This is a genomic window from Intrasporangium calvum (assembly GCF_028446585.1).
GTDB classification, from domain to species: Bacteria; Actinomycetota; Actinomycetes; order Actinomycetales; family Dermatophilaceae; genus Intrasporangium; species Intrasporangium calvum_A.
This window is the reverse complement of sequence record NZ_JAPFQL010000003.1, coordinates 121,836-142,149: the sequence shown is the minus strand read 5'-3', so window position 1 is coordinate 142,149 and position 20,314 is coordinate 121,836. Positions and strand designations below refer to the sequence as shown.

The following is a 20,314-nucleotide window of genomic DNA, read 5'->3' as shown; positions in this document are numbered from 1 at the left end:
GCATGAACGGCCGGACCTCGGGCCAGGGGACACTCCGGGCCGAGGCAGTGGAGCGCATGCTGGCTCACCGGGCTGAGGGACCGTTGCGCGGGTTGTACGCGGGCTTGGTCTGCGACCTGGACGGTGTGGTCTACCGAGGATCGCGGGCCGTGCCCGGTGCGCCCGACGTCCTCCGGCAACTGGTGCGCGAGGGCATGCGCATCGTCTACGCGACGAACAACGCGTCTCGGTTGCCCTCGGAGGTGGCGGAGCACCTGAGTGAGCTGGGCCTGCCGGCAAGCTCGCCGGACGTCGTGACCAGTGCCCAGGCAGGGGCAGCGGCGCTGGCCGCCTTGCTCGTACCCGGCTCTCGCGTCCTGGCGCTCGGTGGCCAGGGCGTGTCCGCCGCCCTGGCGGAGGTGGGCCTCGAGCCCGTCCAACCCGCAAGGTCAGCCAGCGGTGCCCCGCCGGCCGCCGTGCTCCAGGGACTGGGCCGCGAGCTGACGGTCCAGGACTTCGAGTCGGCGGCCCGTCACCTGGCTGACGGCGCCGTGTGGGTGGCGACGAACGGCGATGCGACGCTGCCCATGGAGTGGGGCCTGGCCCCCGGGAACGGGGCCTACGTCACCCTCCTGGCCCAAACGGTCGGTCGCGACCCCCTCGTGGTCGGCAAGCCGCACGCGCCGCTCTATCAGGCGTCCGTGGAGCGGCTGGGCACCACCCTGGAGGCGACACTCGCGGTGGGTGACCGCCTCGACACCGACATCGCGGGAGCCGTGGCGGCCGGGCTCGACTCGGCGTGGGTCCTCACCGGCGTCCACCCTCCGAGCGAGCTGCTGCGGCAGCCGGAGGGCGGGGTTCCGACCTGGGTCATCTCACACCTCGCGGAGCTCGAGCAGCCGTATGCCGCTGTGCTGAGGAGCGATGACGGGTACACCTGCGCCGGGGGCTGGGCCCGCGCCACTTCCGAGGGTCTGGACCTGAAGCCCGGACCTGCCGACCCGATCGAGCTGGTGCGGGCCGGGTTGGCGGCTGCACTGGATGCACGAGGGAGCGGGCTTCTCACGGGGGTGGGACTCGGCGAGGTTGCTGCGCAGCTCGACGCCTTGCTGAGCGGGTCACGATCCGGGTAACCGATACGGTGGCTGAGGAGACCGCGCTCGTTCGCGAAGGAGAGCGCTCACGTCACGGCACGGAGGCAGGATGGACATGGAGCTCGCGGAGCAGCAGCCCGGAGACGCCGAGGACCCGGTGGTCCCTACCGGCGCCGCCACCGAGGTGCCGCAGACGGGGGACGAGTCGATCGACGACTCCCTTCGCGACCTCGCCGCCGCGCAGGCAGGGTCGCTCTCGGAGCGGATCGCTGCGGGTGAACGGACTCACGCGGCATTGCAGTCGCGGCTCAGCGACCTTGGTGGCGCGTGACCGGAGGCCGACTCGACGCCGCGCTCGTGGCCCGCGGCCTCGCCCGCTCCCGGGCTCGGGCGGGTGAGCTGATCCGTGCCGGCGTGGTCGTCGTGGACGGCACCGTGGTTGCCAAGCCCAGCCACCAGGTGTCCACCTCGACCGAGATCGTCCTGACGCGCGACGCTGAGCGGTGGGTCAGCCGCGCCGCGCACAAGCTCCTGCGGGCGCTGGTGCTGTGGCCGATCGAGGTCGACGGTCGTCGCTGCCTCGATGTCGGTGCCAGCACTGGCGGCTTCACTCAGGTGCTTCTCGAGCACGGCGCGGAGCACGTCACTGCCCTTGATGTCGGACATGGTCAACTGGTGGCCACGCTCGCTGCTGACCCTCGGGTGCTCGACCTGCCGGGCACCAACGTTCGCGACGTCGAGCCGGCCGCGCTGGGTGAGCCGTTCGACCTCGTCGTCTGTGACGTCAGCTTCATCTCGCTCACGGTGGTGCTGCCCGCAATGCGACGCCTCGTGTCAGACGCCGGCAACCTCGTCGTGCTCGTCAAGCCCCAGTTCGAGGTCGGTCGTGAGCGCCTGGCTCGCACCGGTGTCGTGACCTCGCGTGCGGAGCATCGGCGGGTGCTGCGCACCGTGCACGAGGCGGCGGCCGCGGTCGGGCTCGACGTGCGCGGGGCAGCGCGCAGCCCGATCAGGGGTGGTGAGGGCAACGTCGAGTTCCTGTTGTGGCTCGCGCCACGTCGCCCGGGCGCGGGGGCCCTTGGCGTGGATGACATGCTGGAGTCGATCGACGCCCAGGAGGAGGAACCGTGACCCGCCGCATCCTGCTGGTGGCACACCCGCGCCGGCCCGAGGCGCTCACCGTGGCCAAAGGGGTCATCAAGCGGCTCACCGACCTGGGGATCGACGTCTCGCTGCAGGCCGACGAGGCAAAGGTCCTCGACCTGAAGCACAGCAAGCGCGTCCACATCGCGCGGGAGGAGACGGTGGCCGAGGGTTGTGACCTCGTCGTCGTCCTCGGCGGCGACGGCACGATCCTGAGGGGGGCGGAGTTCGCGAGGAGTGTCGACGTCCCCCTGCTCGGCATCAACCTCGGCCACATCGGCTTCCTTGCCGAGGCGGAGCGGGACGACCTCGATGCCACGGTGGAGCACATCGCAAACCGTCAGTACACCGTCGACGAACGAATGACGTTGCACGTCGATGCGAAATTCGACGGCGAGATCGTGGCGAGCAGCTGGGCCCTCAACGAGGTCAGCGTGGAGAAGGCCTCCCGGGAGCGGATGATCGAGCTCACCATCGAGGTGGACGGCCGGCCCCTGTCGAGCTGGGGTGGCGACGGTTTGATCGTCTCGACGCCGACCGGCTCGACGGCGTATGCCTTCTCCGCCGGCGGTCCGGTCATCTGGCCTCAGGTCGAGGCGATGCTCCTCGTGCCCAACAGCGCCCATGCCCTCTTCGCCCGTCCGCTCGTCCTCGGGCCGGACTCCCACGTGGCGGTCGAGCTCAGGACCGGCACGGACGTCGTCGGCATCATGTGGTGCGACGGCCGCCGTCACATCGACCTGCCTCCGGGCGCACGGATCGAAGTGCGACGGGGTCTGCGTCCGGTCCGGCTCGCCCGGCTGACTCGGGGGCCGTTCACCGATCGTCTCGTCGCGAAGTTCCATCTGCCGGTTCGGGGATGGCGAGGCGACGGTCGGCGCAGCGGACCTCCGTCGGGCGCTGAGCAGCGGACCGACCGTTGGATCCGGAGCGGCCCTGACGGGGCCGCACCTCCAGAGCCGGTGTCGCCCGCCACGCCCGGGGAGGCGCCGGGGCAAAGTCCTGGCGCTGGTGGTGCTCGGCCCTAAGGTGGACCCGTGTTCAGCGAGATGAGGATCCGCGGGGTCGGCGTCATTCACGATGCCGTTCTCGAGCTGAGCCCGGGCCTCAACGTGCTGACGGGCGAGACGGGTGCCGGCAAGACCATGGTCGTCTCCGGTCTCGGTCTGCTCCTCGGCGAGCGAGCCGACTCCGGGCTGGTCCGCAGCGGCGCAGACCAGGCCTTCATCGAAGGTGTCATCCAGCTTCCCACGGGGCACCCGGCGCTCGAGCGGGCCGCAGAGGCCGGGGCCGAGCACGACGACGGCGAGCTCGTCATCGCCCGGACGCTGAGCGCCGCCGGACGCTCGAGGGCTCACGTCGGAGGACGGACCGCCCCGGTGGGCGTGCTGGCCGAGCTGGGGCGACACCTGGTCGCGGTCCATGGGCAGGCCGACCAGTGGCGTCTCAAGCAGGGTGACGCGCACCGTGAGGTGCTCGACGACTTCGGTGGACCGGTCCTCGGATTGCTGCGCGACCGGGTGGCTGTGCTTCATGACGAGTGGCGTGCGGCCCGCGCCGAACACGGCCGTCTCATGGCAGAGACCCGTGAGCGTGCGCGCGAGATGGATTCGCTCACCGCGGCGCTCGAGGAGATCGAGGCCGTCGATCCCCAGCCTGGGGAGGATCTGGCCCTGCGGGCGGAGGACGAGCGGTTGGCTCACGCCGACAGCCTTCGACTCGCTGCGGCTCGCGCGCTCACCGATCTCAGTGGTGAGGAGTATGCCGCTGAGCCCGCTCCCAGCGTCCGTGACCTCGTCGGGTCGGCTCGCTCGGCGCTGTCGCATGCGGCGGTCCATGACGCGAGGCTGGGTGAGCTCGACGCGCGGCTGGACGAGGTTGCGGCGCTCGTCGGCGACGTCTCCGCGGACCTGACCGCCTATCTGGATGACGTGGACCTGGACCCGCAACGACTGGAGTTCGTCCAGGAGCGTCGGGCCGCGCTGGCAGCCCTGACGCGGAAGTATGGCGAGACCGTCGACGAGGTGCTCGAGTGGTCCCAGCAGGCGGCGGCGCGGCTCGATGCGCTGGTCTCGGCGGACGACCGGGTGGAGTCTCTGAGGGCACGCGTGGACGAGCTCACATCAGAGCTGGCCGAGTCCGCTGCCGAGCTCACGGCAGCCCGCAGGGCGGCGGCCGCGGAGTTCGCCGCGCGCGTGTCGACGGAGCTGTCCCACCTTGCCATGGGCAAGGCCGTCATCGACGTGCAGGTCGACCAGCGACCGGACGAGGATGGCGTCCTGCTGCCCACCGGAGAGCGGGTGCGGATCAGCCGGCACGGTGCCGACGACGTCGAGATCCTCCTCGCCGCCAACCCCGGGGCGGCACCGCGCAGCGTGGCCAAAGCCGCCTCAGGTGGTGAGCTCTCGCGGGTCATGCTCGCGCTGGAGGTCGTCGGGGCGCACCCGGGTGCCGCCGACGGACCGTTGGCCTTGTCCCAGCATCGGGCATCGACCCCGCCGACCTTCGTCTTCGACGAGGTGGATGCTGGCGTCGGGGGTCGGGCCGCGCTCGACGTGGGGGCACGTCTCGCCGCCCTGGCCGAGCACGCTCAGGTCATCGTGGTCACCCACCTGGCCCAGGTCGCGGCCTTCGCGGACCGCCATCTCGTCGTCCACAAGTCCGACGACGGCGCCGTGACCTCGAGCAGCGTCACGGTCGTCGACGGTGACGAACGGCTCAGCGAGCTGTCCCGGATGATGGGGGGCGACCCGGACTCGGAGGCAGGTCTGGCTCATGCTCGGGACCTGCTGGAGCAGACGGCAGCCCTGCGGGACGCCCGAGCGGGTGCGGCCTGACGGCCGAGTCGTGCGGCCCTGGGGCCGACGGGACGCTCGAACGCCGCGGTGCGGTGCCGGTCGGGCGCCGCCGACGTGGCACGATGGGGGCAACCATGGCCATGTCTCTCCGCCGCCGCACGCACACCCCTGCCCCGGGTGAGGGGCTGATCGGCCCTGCCCGCGTGGACGCGCGGACCAAGAACCTCACCAAGCGCCTGCGCGCCGGGGACATCGCCGTCATCGACCACGGCGACCTCGACAAGGTGAGCGCTGACGCCCTGGTCGCGGCCCGTCCCGCAGCCGTCATCAATGCGTCCGCCTCGATCTCCGGTCGCTATCCCAACGTCGGCCCGCAGATCCTCAACGAGGCCGGCATCCCCATCGTCGACGCGGCCGGGCCCGGCGTGATGGAGCTGCACGACGGGGACCAGCTGCGCCTGGATGGCGCGGACGTGTGGCACGGCTCGACCAAGGTGGGCACGGGACGGCGGCTCGACGCCGACGAGATCCAGTCCCAGATGCACGACGCACGCGCCGGACTCGCCGTCCAGATCGAGGCGTTCGCGACGAACACCATGGAGTTCATCCGCAAGGAGCGGGAGCTGCTGCTCGACGGTATCGGCATCCCGCCCATCCGCACCCGGATCGAGGGGCGGCACACGCTCGTGGTCGTGCGTGGTTACCACTACCGCGAGGACCTCCAGACGCTCCGCCCGTACATCCGCGAGTACCGCCCGCTGTTGATCGGCGTCGACGGGGGAGCCGATGCCATCCTCGAGGCGGGTTACCGCCCGGACCTCATCGTCGGTGACATGGACTCGGTCTCCGACCGGGCGCTGCGCTCCGGCGCCGAGATCGTCGTGCACGCCTACCGGGACGGCCGAGCGCCCGGACTGGCCCGCGTGGAGGCGCTCGGGATCACCCCGGTCGTCTTCCCGGCCGCCGGCACGAGCGAGGACGTTGCCATGCTGCTCGCTGACGACGCCGGGGCCGAGCTCATCGTCGCGGTCGGCACCCACGTCACCCTGGTCGAGTTCCTCGACAAGGGCCGGGACGGTCAGGCGTCCACGTTCCTCACGCGCCTCCGGGTCGGCGGCAAGCTCGTCGATGCGAAGGGGGTGAGTCGGCTCTACCAGGCTCGGCTGCCGGCGCGACTGCTCATGCTGATGCTCCTCGTCGGCCTCCTCGCCCTCTTTGTGGCGCTGTCCGCCACGCCTGCCGGCCAAGCCTGGTTGCAGGTCATCGCCGCCAGGTGGGACGACCTCTGGACCGCTGTCGTGGAGATCTTCACGTGATCGACTTTCGCTACCATCTCGTCTCCATCATCTCGATCTTTCTGGCCCTGGCCGTCGGCATCGTGCTCGGCGCCGGGCCGCTCCAGGGCAACCTGGGCTCCCAGCTCACCGACCAGGTGTCTGCGCTGCGCGCCGAGAAACAGGACCTCAACGAAAGCCTCGCTGCGAGCGAGCGCCGCGTGGCAGCCGGTGACGACTACGCCTCGGCGGTGAGTGAACGGGTCATCGCTGGTTCGCTGCCGGGTCACAAGGTCGTCGTGCTCGTGCTTCCCGCCGCCGACGGCACGCTGGTCGGCCTGGTCGAGGAAGCGGTGACGGCGAGCGGCGCGACGCTCAATGGCACGGTCACCCTCGGCAGCGACTGGTTCGATCCCGCACTCGCCGCGGACCGAGCCGAGGCGGCTTCTGCAGCAGCATCGACCCTCGGCATCTCGTCACCCCTGTCCGGTGACGCGCTGCTCGCCGAAGGGCTCGCCCGCCTCACGGTGAGCACGGACGTCGTGTCTGCGTCCGAGTCGCGGGCGGCGGCGCTCAAGACGCTGACGGATGCCGACCTCGTCACCTCCTCGACCGAGCGGCTGGAGCCCGCGGACCTCGCCATCATCGTCTCGGCCCCCTTTGCGGGAGACGAGGCCGAGGTGCAGCGCAGAGCAGAGACGATCCGGACCTTGGCCCGCTTCGTGGCCGACAGCTCCGCCGGTGCCGTCGTCGCCGGACCGGAGCCCGTCCGGGCGGCCGGCCAGCCGGCCACCTCGGATGCGGTTGCGGCGGTCCGGACGGTCGATGCCACCGCGCGGCTCATCTCCACGGTGGACCATGCGAGCGACCCCTCGGGCCCGGCCATCGTCGTGCTGGCACTCCAGGCCGAACTGGCCGGAGAGGTCGCGCACTACGGGACGGCGGACGGAGCCACGGCCACGACGCCGAGAGTGACGCAGTGACGGACGGCGCGGGGGCTTCTCCAGCTGACTCGGGCATCGGGGAGCCGACATCGGCGCTCACTGCGGCGCTTGCGGCTGCGGCCGCGACCGCGGTGGGCCGGGCGCTCGCCGCCCGGCTGCCGGTGAACACCAGAGCCCGCTGGCAGAGGAGCAACCATGCAGGTCAGCCGGTCACTCTCCTTGAGGGCCCCGTCTGGGTCGCGGGAGCCGCCGCGGGACTGGCCCTCGCCTCGATGGCTCGCTCGGGTCGCGGCGTCCGTCGGCGCCAACGGGACCGGCGGGACACCGTCGGTCCGGCCCTGCTCGTGGTCGTCGGGAGCGGTGCCCTCGGCGTGCTCGACGACGTGGCCGGGAGTGCGAAGAGCAAGGGCCTCAGAGGCCATCTCGGTGCGCTCCGGCGCGGCGAGGTGACGACGGGCGCGATCAAGGTGCTGGGTCTCGCGGCGACCGGCGTGGCCGCGGCACTCCTCGCTGACCGGAACGAGGTCCGGCACCCGGTCGGAACCATCGAGACCCTCTTGGGCGGCGCTGTCATCGCAGGGGCGGCCAATGCCGCGAACCTCTTTGACCTGCGGCCAGGCCGTGCCCTCAAGGTCGTACTGGTCTGCGCGGCGCCTCTGGCTCTCAACGGATCTGCCGCTGCTGCAGCAGCTCTGGGGGCCTCGGCGGGGGTCATCCGGGACGATCTGGCGGGGACGTCGATGCTCGGCGACACCGGCGCCAACGCTGCGGGTGCCTTGGTCGGGCTGGCGTTGGTGGAGAGCATGGGCCTACGTGGCCGCCTGCTCGCCCTGGGCGGCCTCACGGCCCTCACTCTCGCGTCCGAGAGGGTGAGCTTCACCCGTGTCATCGAAGCCAATCCGACGTTGCGCCGGTTGGACGAGTGGGGTCGGGCCCGGACATGAGGGGTGAGCCGGCGCCGGGATCGTCTCCCGTCCGCAGCGTGGTGGCCGCTGCCGGGTCCATCGCCGCAATCACCGTGGTGGCGCGAGTCGTCGGGTTCGGGCGGTGGTTCGCCTTCTCGCACTCCGTCGGCGCCACCTGCGTGGGCAGTGTCTACCAGTCGGTCAATGCGGTGCCCAATGTCATCTTCGAGATCGCCGCCGGTGGCGTGCTGGCAGCCGTAGCAGTGCCCCTCGTCGCCGGCGCCCTCGCTCAGGGCAACCGGGCCCGCGCAGACGAGACGGCCTCCGCGCTGCTCACCTGGGCGCTGGTCGTCCTCCTCCCGCTCGGGGTCATCGTCCTGCTGGCCGCCCGCCCGATCGCCGCGACCCTGCTGGGCACCGGCTGCAGCGACGAGGTGGCCCTCGGCACCCAGTTCCTCGAGGTCTTCGCGATCCAGCTGCCGCTCTATGGGATTGCCATCGTCGTCGGCGGGGTGCTCCAGGCCCACCGCAGGTTTGTCGCGTCGGCGCTGGCGCCGCTCGTGTCGAGCCTCGTCGTCATCGCCACCTACCTCCTCTACCGCGCGGCCGTGCCGGAGCCGGCTGCCGCGATCGCAGCCGTTCCGTCGGAGGGCGTGCGCATCCTCGCGGTCGGGACGACCCTGGGGGTCGCTGCGATGGCGATCACGGTGGTGGCGCCGCTCCGCAGCGTCGGTGTCCGGCTCCGGCCCCTGCTGCGCTTCCCCGCCGGCACGGGCAACCGAGTCCGGTCCCTCGCGCTCGCCGGTTTGCTCGGCGTCGCCGGACAGCAGCTCGCCACACTCGTCGTCATCCGCCTCGCGAACGACCGCGGCGGCGTGGGCACGCTCAACGTCTTCCTCTACGCGCAGGCCGTGACGCTCCTTCCGTATGCGGTGCTCGCGGTCCCTCTCGCGACGGCCGCCTTCCCGGGCCTCGCGCATGCCGTGGCGGTGGCGCCGCCCCGGCCCACAGGAGGCCGCCGGCGTGGCCCGGGGCTCGGTCCCGAGGGACACACCACCCTGCGCCACAGCTGGTTCGGCGTCCTCGCCGTCGGTATCGCCGGCGCCGGCATCCTCGTCGCGGTGGCCGGCCCGGTCGGCAGCTTCTTCACCCACCTTGACGCCGGCGGCTCGGCGACCGCCTCGGCGGCGACCCTCGCGGCAATGGCAGGCGCGCTCGTTGCCTTCGCGCCGACGGTCCCGGCGCTCGGGGCGATCGCGCTGCTCAGCCGGGCCTGCTACCTCGGCGAGAAGGCGGTGCTCGCGGGGGCGCTGATCGGGGTCGCCTGGCTGGCGACGACCGTGCTGCCCCTCGTCCTGCTCGACCCGGCAGAGAGCGACGGGCCCGCGTCGCTGCGGGTGCTGGCCCTCGGCTCCAGTGTCGGGCTGTCTTGCGGTGCAGCGGCGCTCGCCGTCCTCGTTGGGCGGGAGTGGGGCCGCTCGGTGCTGGCTGTCCCGGCGCGGCCACTCCTGGCGGTCGTGGTCGGCGCGGTCGCGGCCGGGTCGGTCGGGTGGTTCGCAGGGGAGCGGTTCGCGAGCCAGGACCTGCTCGCTGCACTGGGTCTCGCGACAGCCGTCGGGGTGGGCTCGGCGATCGTGCTCACCCTCGTCGCTTGGGCGGTTGACCCGAGCCTCCCGCGCCGGCTCCGCACGCTGCGGTCACCGGCCCCCAGCACCCCCGGAGGTCAGGAATGAAGGTCCTCATGGTCGTCGGCGAGTCCACGGGTGGCATCGGCGCGCACGTCGACCGGCTGACGCGCGACCTGAGGTCGGCCGGTGTCGAGGTCGCCCTCGCCACCTCGTCCTCGACGGCGGCCGCTTTCGGCTGGGTCGATGCCCGCAGACTCTGGCCCGTCCATCGCGGCATCGGGGCTCCCCGGGGGCTCGTCGACTGGCACCTGCTCAAGAACCTCGCCGGGACGGTCGACGTCGTCCACGCGCACGGCCACCAGGCTGCGGTCGTCGCTGCGGTGGCGGTCGCCCGCGCTCGCCCCCGACCACGGCTCGTCATCTCGCTGCACAACACGCTGCCCACGGGCCCCGTCCCTGGGGGTGTGGGGAGTGGGGCCACTCGAGCTGGTGGGGGTGTGGGGAGTGGGGCCACTCGAGTGTGGCGTGGGGTGCGTACGCGAGTGCGCGACGCCGCCCGCACGTCGGCGCACCGAGCGATCCGGTGGGCGCTGAGCCGGGCCGCGCTCGTGACCGGCGCGAGCGCCGACCTCGTCAGCCTCGCCGAGGACCTCGGCGCGCGGCGGGTCGAGCTGGCCACCGTGGCGTCACCTCAGGTCGGGGAGCTGCTGGCGTCGCCACGTCCGAGCCAGGAGGAGCGCCACGCGGAGCGACGGCAGCTGCGCCGGGACGGCCACGACGTCGACCCCGACCTGCCCCTCGTGCTCACCATCGCCCGCATCGCCCCGCAGAAGGACCTGCACGCCCTCGTGGCAGCCGCTGGGGCCGCCCGGACGCGAGCTGCGTGGGTCGTCGTCGGAGGAGGGGACGAGCGGCTGCGAGCGGACCTGGAGAGCGAGCTCAGCGGCATACCGCTGCGTCTGGTCGGGCCCCAGCGGGACGTCGTTCGCTGGTTGCGGGCCGCTGACGTCTTCGTCCTGCCCAGCCGGTGGGAGGCCCGCGCCCTCGTCGTCCAGGAGGCGATGGCGGCCGGCCTGCCGGTCGTCGCCACGCGCACCGGCGGCCTGCCCCAGCTCGTCGGCGACGCGGGACTGCTCGTCGACGTCGGGGACGCGCAGGGCATCGCGAACGCCGTGGACGAGCTCCTGTCCGACGGCCCGCTGCGCGACCGCCTCGGTGCCGCGGCGCGGTCGGAGGCGCAGCGTTGGGCGACCCCGGAGGACGAGGCGCGCCGCTGGGTGTCGCGCTACACGGCAGCACTCCGGCAATGACGTAGACTTAAAGCCCGTGGTGGAAACGACGAAGCACATCTTTGTGACCGGAGGCGTCGCCTCATCCCTCGGCAAGGGCTTGACGGCTTCCAGCCTCGGCCGACTGCTTCGATCCCGTGGCCTGCGCGTCACGATGCAGAAGCTCGACCCCTACATCAACGTGGACCCCGGGACGATGAACCCGTTCCAGCACGGGGAGGTCTTCGTCACCGACGACGGCGCGGAGACCGACCTCGACATCGGGCACTACGAGCGGTTCCTCGACGTCAACCTCGTCGGCAGCGCCAACGTGACGACCGGCCAGGTCTACAACACCGTCATCGCCCGAGAGCGCCGCGGGGAGTACCTCGGCGACACCGTCCAGGTCATCCCGCACATCACCAACGAGATCGTCGCCCGGATGCGCGCCCTCGCCACCGGGACACCGGACGCGCCGGACGTCATCATCACCGAGATCGGTGGCACCGTCGGCGACATCGAGTCGCTGCCCTTCCTCGAGGCGGCCCGCCAGGTCCGCCACCTCATCGGCCGCGACAACTGCTTCTTCCTCCACGTCTCGCTCGTGCCCTACATCGCGCCGAGCGGTGAGCTGAAGACGAAGCCCACCCAGCACTCCGTCGCCGCACTGCGCCAGGTCGGCATCCAGCCCGACGGCCTCGTGCTCCGCGCCGACCGGGACATCCCCGAGCCGATCAAGCGCAAGATCTCCCTCATGTGCGACGTCGACGTCGACGCCGTCGCCGCAGCGGTCGACGCGCCGAGCATCTACGACATCCCCAAGGTGCTCCACCGCGAAGGGCTCGACGCCTACGTCATCCGGCGCCTCGGCCTGAACTTCCGCGACGTCGACTGGACCGAGTGGGACCAGCTGCTCGAGCGCGTCCACGACCCCGAGCACGACGTCGAGGTCGCCCTCGTGGGCAAGTACATCGACCTGCCCGACGCCTACCTTTCGGTGACCGAGGCGCTGCGGGCCGGCGGCTTCCACCACGACGCCAAGGTCCGGATCCGCTGGGTCGCCTCCGACGACTGCCAGACGCCGGCCGGGGCACAGCACGCGCTCGGTGGCGTGGACGCCGTGCTCGTCCCCGGCGGATTCGGGGTGCGTGGCATCGAGGGCAAGCTCGGAGCGCTGACCTGGGCGCGTGAGAAGCAGGTCCCGACGCTCGGCATCTGCCTCGGACTGCAGTGCATGGTCATCGAGTACGCCCGGACGGTGCTCGGCGTGAGCGGCGCCTCCTCAACGGAGTTCGACCCGCAGACGGCCGACCCCGTCATCGCGACGATGGAGGAGCAGAAGGCCTTCGTCGACGGCGCCGGGGACCTCGGCGGCACGATGCGGCTCGGGCTCTACCCGGCCCGCCTCAAGGACGGCTCGGTCACTCGGGCGACCTACGGGGCCGCCGAGGTCAAGGAGCGCCACCGGCACCGCTACGAGGTCAACAACGGCTACCGCGAGCAGCTCGAGGCCGCCGGGCTCGTCATCTCCGGCACCTCTCCGGACGGGCACCTCGTCGAGTTCGTCGAGCTGCCCCAGGAGGTCCACCCCTACTACGTCTCGACGCAGGCCCACCCGGAGTTCCTCTCCCGTCCCAACCGGGCGCACCCGCTCTTCGCGGGCCTGATCGGTGCGGCGCTCGAGCAGCAGCGGGCCCAGCGCCTTGTCGAGGTCGAGCGACCCAGGCATGCCCACGACGAGGACGGGCACCCGCTCGGCGACTCGCAGCCCGGGGCCGCCCAGCGGTCTGCCGAGCCGGACCTCGTGCCGGTCGCCGTCGAGGCGGAGTGAGCCTGTCGGCCCCCCGGGGCAACGCCACCGACGTCGTCGAGGACTGGACCTCCAATCCGGTGATCGAGTCGTCAGTGCCCTACTCCGGCCTGATCTTCGACGTCAGGCGGGACCGCGTCGACCTGGGCGAGGGCGGCGTCGTCGTCCGGGAGTTCATCGAGCACCCGGGGGCCGTGGCCATCGTGGCGCTGCACCCGTTCGACGGGGTCGACCACGTGCTGCTGATCCGCCAGTACCGTCACGCGACCCGCGGTCACGTGTGGGAGCTGCCGGCCGGTCTGCTCGACGTGGCCGGCGAGCCGCACTGGAAGGCCGCGGCCCGCGAGCTGGCCGAGGAGGTCGACCTCGCCGCCGGGAAGTGGGACGTCCTCGTCGACGAGGTCGTCTCCGCCGGCGCCTTCCCGGAGCCGGTGCGGATCTTCCTCGCCCGAGACCTGGCCGACGTGCCGGGAGAGCACCTCCACGAGCGGCACGCCGAGGAGCTGACCATCCGGCCGCTCTGGGTGCCGCTGGACGAGGCGCACCAGGCGGCGCTCGCCGGCCGGATCAGCAACAGCGCCTGCCTCATCGGGGTGCTCACCGCGCACGCTGCCCGCGCTGCCGGTTGGGCCACCCTGCGGCCCAAGGACGCTGCCTGGCCCGCCTGGGAGGCGCAACGCCGCGCCGCGTCGTCGGGGGACCACCGGTGACTGGCTCAGCAGCGGGGGGCTGTCCTTGCGGCGGCGGCCCCTACGCCGCGTGCTGCGAGCCGGTCCTCGACGGCGTCCGACAGCCGCCCACCGCCGAGGAGCTGATGCGGTCGCGCTACACCGCTTACGCGCGCCACCATGCCGACCACATCTTCCGGACCTGGCACCCACGCACCCGCCCGGAGCGCCCCCTCGTCGACCATGACGTGGTCTGGACCGGCCTGAGGATCATCCGCGTCGAGGGCGGCGGCCCCGACGACGAGACCGGCACCGTCGAGTTCATTGCGTCCAACACCGGGCCGCACGGCACGGGGGAGCTGCACGAAGTGAGCCGGTTCGCACGGCGGGCCGGGCGCTGGTGCTACGTCGCCGAGGACGAGGCCTGAACGCTACGGGACGGGCTGCGTCTCCTGGGCCGCTCGCTGCCGGCGGGACGGCTCGTCCAGGTGCAGCCGGCCGCGCAGCCGGCCCGCCGGCCGTTCGACCAGCACCCAGGACAGCCACGACAGGACCATCGCGGCCGCGATGAGCCCGAGGTTGCGCAGGATCGACTTGTCGCCGAACAGCACCGAGTTGATCAGCGCCTGGTGCCACAGATAGAGCGCGTAGCTGATGGTCCCGAAGAAGACCATCACCGGCGAGGCCACGACCGGCGAGTGGCCGAGGACGGCGGCCGCGACGAGCCACACCCCGAGCACGGCATAGATCGCTCCCAACGGTCGGAACAGGCCGTGGTCGGTCGCGACGTCGTGCGACGGGAAGGCCGAGACGAGCACCATGACGACGAAGGGGATGAGCACGCTCACCCGCGGTGGGTGCCAGCCCTTGCGCGCCATTGACGCCAGGGCGACCGCCAGGGACACGCCCAGCAGGAGCGCGAACGCATTGGTCTCGGTGGAGATGTCGAGACGGATGAAGGACCCCTTGGTCCACACGCTGTAGACGGTGGCCACCGCCGCGAGCCCAAGGACCAGACCCATCAGGTGGCGTCGCCCCCACGTCATCAGAGCGATGAAGAGAAGCGGCCACACGACGTAGAACTGCTCCTCGACGGAGAGCGACCACAGGTGGTTGAGCACGCCGAGGTCAGTGCCGGCGATGCGCACCCAGTTGCCGACATAGAAGAGGGACGCGAGGGCCGCCCCCGGATAGCTCGGCAGCCGGGAGTCCCCAGTGGCCCAGAGCAGGAGGGGCACGAGCGCGAGAAAGACCAGGAGGGCCGGTAGGAGGCGCAGCGTGCGCCGACCCCAGAAGCGCCAGAGCGACACGGAGCCCCAGCGGTCCCACTCACGGATCAGCAGGCTGGTGATGAGATAGCCGGACAGGACGAAGAAGAGGGTGACTCCCGACAGGGCTCCCCACCGGATGGGGAGGCCGCTGTGCGCGGCGACCACCAGGACAATGGCGAGGCCGCGCACGCCGTCGAGGTCGCGGTTGCGGGAGTGCTGCACGGGCAGAGCCTAGGCAATGTTCGGCTCCAACCCACCCTCCAGTCGCTGGGCGGACCGTTCCGCCGGCGTCGGGCGGCCTGACTCACCCCGTAGGATTGGCAGTCGGCGCCCTGTGCCCCGACCGCGACCCGACCCCCTGCCCACGGCACCATCGGAGCGCGAGCGAGCCCAGCGGCATACGGCAGCATCGCCACCGCCGCACGCAACCACCGCACCATCGGAAGGACAACCTTCGTGCTCCGCACTCACGAGGCCGGCACCCTGCGCTCAGACCACGCCGGGGAAACCGTCACACTCACCGGCTGGGTGGCCCGGCGGCGAGATCACGGCGGCGTGGCGTTCCTCGACCTGCGAGACGCCAGCGGCATCGCCCAGGTCGTCGCGCGCGACGAGGTGCTCGCCGAGGGCGGGGCACACGAGGTGCGCAACGAGTACTGCGTCAGGGTGACCGGCGAGGTGCGCGTGCGACCGGAGGGCAACGTCAACCCCGACCTGCCCACCGGCGAGATCGAGGTCATCGTCAACGAGCTCGAGGTGCTCAACGCCAGCGCGCCGCTGCCCTTCCAGATCGACGAGCGCGTCACCGTGGGGGAGGAGGCCCGGCTCAAGCACCGCTATCTCGACCTGCGTCGCCCGGGGGCCAGCTCCGCCGGTGCCGCCATCCGCCTGCGCTCCAAGGTCAACGCCGCCGCCCGCAAGGTCCTCGGCGAGCGCGACTTCGTCGAGATCGAGACGCCCACCCTGACCCGGTCGACCCCCGAGGGCGCCCGTGACTTCCTCGTGCCGGCCCGGCTGGCTCCGGGCTCGTGGTACGCGCTCCCGCAGAGCCCGCAGCTGTTCAAGCAGCTGCTCATGGTGGCCGGGATGGAGCGCTACTACCAGATCGCCCGCTGCTACCGCGACGAGGACTTCCGGGCCGACCGGCAGCCCGAGTTCACCCAGCTCGACATCGAGATGTCCTTCGTCGAGCAGGACGATGTGCTCGAGCTCGGCGAAGCCGTCGTCCGGGAGATCTGGAAGCTGATCGGCGTCGAGCTCGACGTGCCGTTCCAGCGGATGACCTACCACGACGCCATGGCCCGCTACGGCTCCGACAAGCCCGACCTGCGCTTCGGGCAGGAGCTCGTCGAGTGCACCGAGTACTTCGCGGACACGCCCTTCCGGGTCTTCCAGTCCGAGTACGTCGGCGCCGTCGTCATGCCGGGTGGCGCATCGCAGCCCCGCAAGCAGCTCGACGCGTGGCAGGAGTGGGCCAAGCAGCGCGGCGCCAAGGGCCTGGCCTACGTGCTGGTCCAGGAGGACGGCGAGCTCGGCGGTCCGGTCGCCAAGAACCTCACCGACACCGAGCGGGCCGGCCTCGCCGCGCACGTCGGCGCCCAGCCAGGCGACGCGGTGTTCTTCGCCGCCGGCCCCGCCAAGTCGTCGCGGGCGCTGCTCGGCGCCGCCCGGCTCGAGATCGGTCGCAGGTGCGATCTCATCGACGAGTCGCAGTGGAGCTTCCTCTGGGTGCTCGACGCGCCGCTCTTCGAGCCCGCCGCAGAAGCGACGGCCTCGGGCGACGTCGCGCTCGGCTACAGCGCCTGGACCGCCGTGCACCACGCCTTCACGTCGCCGAAGAAGGAGTTCGAGGACACCTTCGACACCGACCCGGGCTCGGCGCTCGCCTACGCCTACGACATGGTGTGCAACGGCAACGAGATCGGCGGCGGCTCGATTCGTATCCACCGCCGGGACGTGCAGGAGCGGGTCTTCGACGTCATGGGGATCGGGGCCGAGGAGGCGCAGGAGAAGTTCGGCTTCCTCCTCGACGCCTTCCAGTACGGCGCCCCGCCGCACGGCGGCATCGCCTTCGGGTGGGACCGCATCGTCTCGCTGCTCGCCCGCACCGAGTCGATCCGCGACGTCATCGCCTTCCCCAAGACCGGTGGCGGCTATGACCCGCTGACCGCGGCGCCCGCGCCGATCACCCCCCAGCAGCGCAAGGAGGCGGGCGTCGACGCGGCGCCGGCTGACGCGGGCTGAGCCCGCGATCGGGTCGAGGTCCCCGCGTCGCACTGGCGTGGAAGCGTCGGCCCGGCCTCGGTGCGTCGGGGTCGTGTGTCCAGTTGGCCTGGATGCGTCGGGTTGAGGCGACGCATCCAGGTCTTTGGTGCGAGCGGCGTCGCGGCAGCTGAGTCAGTGTGCGGCTCCGCGTGGGAGGTCGGTGCGATGGACGAGGCGTCGGCTCGACCAGATGTGGTCGTCGCCGTAGCCCAGGCCGTGGTAGAGCCGACGGGCGACGTCGTTGTCGGAGTACATGCCGAGGGTGCAGCAGCCGTCTGACCGGACCGCGGCACGGGTGAGTGCCGCGGTGACCGCGAGACCGAGCCCGGTTCCGCGTTGGTCGGCACGGACCGTGATGCCTTCGAGAATCGGCGCGCCGGACAGCGTGCGGTCGAGGACGCCGCACGCCACGAGGGTGCCCGCGCTGTCGCGGACACCGACCCACCGTTGGCCCCTGGTCTCGAAGGGTCGAGCGTCGGTGCGGGCGTTGGCCACCTCGAGCAGCGTGCGGATGTCGGCCTCGTCGGACTCATCCAGAGGACGGACCCGGGCCTCCGCATCGACGAGGGGAGGCTCCGTGTGCGTGCACATCCACTCCCAGTCCCCACCCGGATCGGTGAGGGGGACCACCGAAGCGAATGACTCGAACGCCGCCCGCTCGACGGTCGCATGCAGGACCTGCGGGTCATCGAGTGGGTTGTCGGCGTGGTCGTGCCCGGTGAGCTCCGCCGCCAGGTCTGCCACGTCCGCGGCGGAGCCGAGGACGACGAGCCCGAGACGCCGGGTGTGCGTCCGGCGAGGGACGATGAGCGCCGAACCGAGCGCCCACCCCGGGCCGTCGAGGGGGTCCGCCAGGTCGTAGCGGACGAAGGCGTCACCGCCGGTCGCCGCGAGCAGGTCCGCGTGCGTGCGGAGGATCACGGCACCGGCGCGGCGGGTGGCATCGGTCATGCGGGTCTGATCCTTCAACTCGGTGGGAGCGGGGTCGGTGGGCGGCTGGGTAGGTCCGGCATCAGTAGGGCACCAGTGGGTGGTCAGTGGCCCATCAGTGGGTCAGGCCAAAGCGGCGGTGCAGGCGGCGCAAGGGGGCGGGCGCCCACCAGTTCCAGCGGCCGAGCACGGTCATCGTCGCGGGGACGAGCAGCATCCGGACCACGGTCGCATCGATGATGACGGCGGCCACGAGCGCGACGCCCATCTGCTTGATGATGAGGATGTCACCGGCGATGAAGCCGGCGAACACGATGATGATGAGCAGCGCGGCGGATGTGATGATCCGGCCCGTGCGCTGGAGGCCGAGCGCCACCGCGCGATCGTTGTCCGCGCCTCCTTCGTGCTCCTCGACGATCCGCGATAGCAGGAAGAGCTCGTAGTCCATCGAGAGGCCGAAGCCGAACGCGAGGACGAGGAACGGCACCATCGACTCCACGGCACCCACCGACGTGAAGCCGAGCGGGCCCTCCAGGTTGCCGTCCTGGAACACCCACACGACGACCCCGAGGGCTGCACCGAGAGAGATGACGTTGAGCACGAGGGCCTTGAGCGGGATGACCACCGAACCCGTCATGAGGAACAGGAGGACAAAGGTGCCGAGGACGACGAGCGTCACGGCCCAGGGGGCGCCCTCGGCCATCGAGTCGAGGAAGTCGATCTGCCCGGCTGCCTGACCGGTGACCCAGGTGTCGAAGCCGGGGTCGAGGTCGGACAGGGCCGTGACGAGGTCCTGCGCCGCGTCCGAGGTCGGGGGACCGGCGACCCGGAACCCCGCGAGCTGGTAGTCGGCGCCGAGAGGCCGGACGTCGAGACCGGTCACGCCCGGTTGGTCGCGGAAGCGCTCGAGGGCGTCGCGGACCTCGGCGGTGTCCGGGCTGCGGGCCACCACCGTGACCTGGGGAGCGGCCAGGTCGGGGTAGTCGGTGCGAAGCGTGTCGAAGAACACCCGTTGCGGCGCCGAGACCGGGAGCAGCTCGGTCCCGGACGCGGTGAGGCGCAGGTCGAGGGTCGGCGCCGCCAGCGCCGCCAGCAGGACGAGGCCACCCGCGATGACGCTGAAGGGGCGGCGCTGGACCGCTGTCGCGAGTCTGGAGAACAGGCCCGTGTCGTCCGCGGCACGGAACGACCGCTTGCTCAGGCGCCGCGCGCCGAGGACGGCCAGGGCGGGCACGAGCGTCACCGCGACGACCATCGCGACCAGGACGACACTCACGCCGGCCAGCCCGATGGCCCGCATGATCTCGGCCTCGAAGACGAGCAGGCCGGACAGGGCGATGGCGACCGTGACCCCGGAGAAGAGGACGGTCCGGCCGGCGGTCGCCACGGTGCGGCCCGCCGCCGAGATCGCGTCGTCCCTGGTCGGGTCCTGGCCCGGCCGGACGGCGAGCTCCTCGCGGAACCGGTTCACCGTGAGCAGGCCGTAGTCGATCGAGAGCCCGAGACCGAGCAGGGTCACGATGTTGACCACGGTGGCGTCGAGGTCCATGGCGTGCGAGAAGCCGAAGAGTGACAACAGCGCCCCGCCGATGGAGACGATGGCGCCCAGGACCGGCATTCCGGCCGCCACGAAACCCCCGAAGACGAGCACCATGACGAGGAAGGTGAGGGGCAGCGCGATGCCCTCGCCGCGCAGCAGATCGCTCTCGATGGTGCTGGTGATCGCCTTCAGGACGTGGTGGTAGCTCCCGACGGATCCCGTGGCTCCAGGCAGGGCCGCGACGACGTCACCGAACCCGTCCTCGACCGCGGACCGGGTCACGGACAGCTCTGCCTCGTCCTGCCCCTCCTCCAGGTCAACGATCGTGAGAAACGCCCCTTGCTCGGGCGAGCCGTCGGCGACGAGAGGGCGGACGGCCGGATCGCTGGGGCCTTCGGGCGACAGCAGCGGCGACCGGACCCCGGCGACACCCGGGATCTGGGTGAGGCGCCCCGTCGCGGCCGCTGCGGCAGCCACTGACGGGCGATCGTCGAGAGAGGCACCCCGAACCTGCAGCATGAGGTTGTCCAGCGACGGCTCGGCGCGCTGGATCAGCTCGCGTGCGGTCTGCGACTGGCCGGGCACCCGGGGCTCACCGGAGGTCAGGCGCTCGAACAAGGACTCGCCCGTCACGCCCCCGACGGCGACGGCAAAGGAGGTGAGCGCCGCCAGGAGCCAGCCGAGGACCCACCAGAGCGGATGGCGTCCGGTGGCCCGACCGAGGCGGGCCAGGACCGTCGTTGGCTGGCCGGCCGCGGTGAACTGCGGAAGGGGTTGACCGGACACGCCAGATAGCC

The 20,314-nt window shown here is 71.8% G+C and carries 17 protein-coding genes; 14 read left to right on the top strand and 3 right to left on the bottom strand.

The genetic code is table 11. From position 1 onward, the window contains the following. Positions 1–2 precede the first annotated feature (2 nt). From OO014_RS01750 to OO014_RS01690, 13 genes are all read left to right on the top strand, one after another. Positions 3–1,112, top strand: a complete 1,110-nt coding sequence (locus tag OO014_RS01750) for an HAD-IIA family hydrolase (RefSeq protein WP_272460526.1) — start codon at positions 3–5, stop codon at positions 1,110–1,112. A gap of 70 nt (positions 1,113–1,182) precedes the next feature. Continuing rightward, complete coding sequence (locus tag OO014_RS01745; protein ID WP_272460523.1) at positions 1,183–1,404, top strand: hypothetical protein; 222 nt, start codon at positions 1,183–1,185, stop codon at positions 1,402–1,404. Further along, entirely contained in the window at positions 1,401–2,204 is an 804-nt protein-coding gene (locus tag OO014_RS01740) for a TlyA family RNA methyltransferase (protein WP_272460522.1), read from the top strand. Before OO014_RS01745 ends, OO014_RS01740 begins: the two co-directional genes overlap by 4 nt. After that, positions 2,201–3,244 carry an NAD kinase gene (locus tag OO014_RS01735; RefSeq protein WP_272460521.1) on the top strand — a complete coding sequence of 348 codons (1,044 nt, stop codon included), beginning with the start codon at positions 2,201–2,203 and terminating at the stop codon, positions 3,242–3,244. Before OO014_RS01740 ends, OO014_RS01735 begins: the two co-directional genes overlap by 4 nt. A 9-nt stretch (positions 3,245–3,253) precedes the next feature. Next, positions 3,254–5,053, top strand: a complete 1,800-nt coding sequence (gene recN, locus OO014_RS01730) for a DNA repair protein RecN (protein WP_272460518.1) — start codon at positions 3,254–3,256, stop codon at positions 5,051–5,053. A gap of 95 nt (positions 5,054–5,148) precedes the next feature. After that, positions 5,149–6,330 carry a putative cytokinetic ring protein SteA gene (gene steA / locus OO014_RS01725; protein ID WP_272460516.1) on the top strand — a complete coding sequence of 394 codons (1,182 nt, stop codon included), beginning with the start codon at positions 5,149–5,151 and terminating at the stop codon, positions 6,328–6,330. Continuing rightward, positions 6,327–7,271, top strand: coding sequence for a copper transporter (locus OO014_RS01720; RefSeq protein WP_272460514.1), 945 nt, complete (start codon positions 6,327–6,329; stop codon positions 7,269–7,271). The genes steA and OO014_RS01720 overlap by 4 nt, the downstream gene beginning before the upstream one ends. Continuing rightward, positions 7,268–8,176 (top strand): hypothetical protein, encoded by a 909-nt coding sequence (locus tag OO014_RS01715; RefSeq protein WP_272460512.1) that lies wholly within the window; start codon positions 7,268–7,270, stop codon positions 8,174–8,176. Before OO014_RS01720 ends, OO014_RS01715 begins: the two co-directional genes overlap by 4 nt. Next, entirely contained in the window at positions 8,173–9,870 is a 1,698-nt protein-coding gene (murJ, locus tag OO014_RS01710) for a murein biosynthesis integral membrane protein MurJ (protein ID WP_272460501.1), read from the top strand. The genes OO014_RS01715 and murJ overlap by 4 nt, the downstream gene beginning before the upstream one ends. Then, positions 9,867–11,075, top strand: coding sequence for a glycosyltransferase family 4 protein (locus OO014_RS01705; protein WP_272460500.1), 1,209 nt, complete (start codon positions 9,867–9,869; stop codon positions 11,073–11,075). Before murJ ends, OO014_RS01705 begins: the two co-directional genes overlap by 4 nt. Before the next feature lie 16 nt (positions 11,076–11,091). Next, entirely contained in the window at positions 11,092–12,864 is a 1,773-nt protein-coding gene (locus OO014_RS01700) for a CTP synthase (protein WP_272460499.1), read from the top strand. Next, positions 12,861–13,553 carry an NUDIX domain-containing protein gene (locus OO014_RS01695; RefSeq protein WP_272460498.1) on the top strand — a complete coding sequence of 231 codons (693 nt, stop codon included), beginning with the start codon at positions 12,861–12,863 and terminating at the stop codon, positions 13,551–13,553. The genes OO014_RS01700 and OO014_RS01695 overlap by 4 nt, the downstream gene beginning before the upstream one ends. Next, complete coding sequence (locus OO014_RS01690; RefSeq protein ID WP_272460497.1) at positions 13,550–13,939, top strand: YchJ family protein; 390 nt, start codon at positions 13,550–13,552, stop codon at positions 13,937–13,939. The genes OO014_RS01695 and OO014_RS01690 overlap by 4 nt, the downstream gene beginning before the upstream one ends. A 3-nt stretch (positions 13,940–13,942) precedes the next feature. On the opposite strand, the gene OO014_RS01685 is transcribed toward OO014_RS01690, so the two are convergent. Then, a complete protein-coding gene (locus OO014_RS01685) occupies positions 13,943–15,004 on the bottom strand; it encodes an acyltransferase family protein (RefSeq protein ID WP_272460496.1) in 1,062 nt (353 codons plus the stop codon). Positions 15,005–15,238: 234 nt separating this feature from the next. Between OO014_RS01685 and aspS the strand changes: the two genes are divergently transcribed. Next, positions 15,239–17,026, top strand: a complete 1,788-nt coding sequence (gene aspS / locus OO014_RS01680) for an aspartate--tRNA ligase (protein WP_272460495.1) — start codon at positions 15,239–15,241, stop codon at positions 17,024–17,026. Positions 17,027–17,179: 153 nt separating this feature from the next. Here aspS and OO014_RS01675 read toward each other — a convergent pair whose 3' ends face one another. Further along, positions 17,180–17,998: a GNAT family N-acetyltransferase gene (locus OO014_RS01675; RefSeq protein ID WP_272460494.1), complete on the bottom strand. Its 819-nt coding sequence runs from the start codon at positions 17,996–17,998 to the stop codon at positions 17,180–17,182. 94 nt (positions 17,999–18,092) lie between these two features. Beyond that, complete coding sequence (locus OO014_RS01670) at positions 18,093–20,303, bottom strand: MMPL family transporter (RefSeq protein WP_272460492.1); 2,211 nt, start codon at positions 20,301–20,303, stop codon at positions 18,093–18,095. Positions 20,304–20,314: the final 11 nt, after the last annotated feature.